The following is a 1,755-nucleotide window of genomic DNA, read 5'->3' as shown; positions in this document are numbered from 1 at the left end:
TTCACGTCATCTCGGTGCTACCCACGTACGTTCCGACGACGGTGACGTGGATCCGCGCGGACGGCGCGCCTTCGGAGCCGATCGGGGACCGGATCTTCGAGGAGTGAGGTGCGCGGGCCGCTCGTGAGACCTCGACCGCACTGCGAAGGCCGGAGTCCTGAGCTTCGTCACGAGTGGGGTCCGGTTGGTGGCCGGGAGAGCGGAAGACGCCCCTGACCGGCAACGATGAGACTTGCTGAGGGTCCTGCACCTGGCGAGGAAAGAGAAGTGCCCTCCAGGTGCCCTCGAGGTGAAGAAGAGTATCGAGTCGTGTCCGTCTGGCCGATGTCGCCGTACTTCCGGCCGAACCGGCCGTGTTCGGCCCGGCGGCCTCCGATCCGACAGCCTCCCGCCTCATCGACGCCCTGGCCGCAGGACCGAAAGCTCTGACCGCCATCTACTCGGCTCGAGCAGAAGTACGCCTCTGTGCCCGGAGGTTGGCCGCGGTTGTCGGTCCGGCCAACCGACGGTCAGGTGATCGTGGACATCGATGGAGTGCTGGTCCTGACGCACTCCGAGGAACAGGACGCCACCGCGAGCTGGAAGAAGACCTTCGGTCATCATCCGCTCGTCGCGTTCGTCGACCACGGCCGGACCAGGGCCGCACCGGGGCCGAGGAGCTCGCGGTCGGCTTGCTGCTCAGAACCAGGTCTGGCTCGAGATCGTCTCCCTCGCCCTCGGCCTGCTCGCCTCGATGCCGATGCTCGCCCTCACCGGTGATACCCGCCGCTGGGAACCCAAACGGCTCCGGCTCCGACTGTTCACCACTGCCGCCCAACTCGTGAACACCGGCTCCCCCCGCCGGCCCTGGGCCGGCGTCCTCACTCAAACCTGCCACACCACCGGGAAACCGTCGTTCCAGCAAGAGCAGAGCCCCCGTCGGCGAACCGACGAGGACTCATGAACGATCGAGGCCAGGTGTATGTGGGGCGGCTTTCTCCGTGGGGGGCTTTCTCTCTCTGTGGGGGGTACTCGGCGTAGGGGGAGGTACCGGAGCGGTCAGCGGGTGACGAGGCCCGCGTCGTAGGCCAGCAGTCCGGCCTGGGTTCTGTTGGTGCATTCCAGCTTCACGAGCATGCGGGAGACGTAGCCCTTGACCGTCGCCTCACTCAGGAACAGCTTCGTGGCGATCTGGGCGTTCGACAGGCCCTCGCCGAGGCAGGTGAGGACGTCGGTCTCACGCTCGGTGAGTTTGCCGACCAACGCCTTGGCCCGTCCGCGCGCCGCGTCCTCGTCGGAGGAGGCGGCCATGATGCGGCGCATGGCCACGGGCGAGAGAACGGTGTGGCCGTCGGCGGCCACACGCACGAGGCCGATGAGGTCCTCGGGGGGTGTCGATTTCACCAGAAATCCACTGGCCCCGCTGCGCAGGGCCCGCATCACATACTGGTCCGCGTCGAACGTGGTGAGCGCCACGACTTTCGGCGGCTGGTCCAGCTTCATGATGCATTCGATCGCCGTGAGGCCATCCACTCCTGGCATCCGCAGATCCATGAGGACGAGATCGGGCCGATGCCGCATCACGGCCTCCACCGCGGCGGCTCCGTCATGGGCCGCGTCGACGACGTCGATGTCCTCGGCCGAACCGAGAATCGTTCTCAAGTGTGCGCAGACCATGGGTTCGTCATCTACCACCAACACTTTTACGACTTCATGACCCATGCTCGACAGTCTATCCACCGGGCGCTTCCACCGGCAGTACGGATTCGATGAAGT

Annotated in this window: 1 protein-coding gene and 1 pseudogene; one reads left to right on the top strand and one right to left on the bottom strand. The window is 66.2% G+C overall.

Annotated elements, in window-relative coordinates; translation table 11 throughout:
- Nucleotides 1-317 precede the first annotated feature (317 nt).
- Nucleotides 318-943 (top strand): annotated as a pseudogene (locus tag ACFYQ5_RS36080) (transposase); the annotation flags it as partial.
- 95 nt (nt 944-1,038) lie between these two features.
- On the opposite strand, the gene ACFYQ5_RS36075 reads toward ACFYQ5_RS36080, so the two are convergent.
- Entirely contained in the window at nt 1,039-1,701 is a 663-nt protein-coding gene (locus ACFYQ5_RS36075; RefSeq protein WP_389203851.1) for a response regulator, read from the bottom strand.
- Nucleotides 1,702-1,755: the final 54 nt, after the last annotated feature.

Origin of the sequence: Streptomyces sp. NPDC005794 (assembly GCF_042871445.1) — a bacterium.
In the GTDB taxonomy this organism is placed as follows: Bacteria; Actinomycetota; Actinomycetes; order Streptomycetales; family Streptomycetaceae; genus Streptomyces.
The sequence above is the reverse complement of the archived record's forward strand: the minus strand, read 5'-3'. Positions and strand labels throughout refer to the sequence as shown.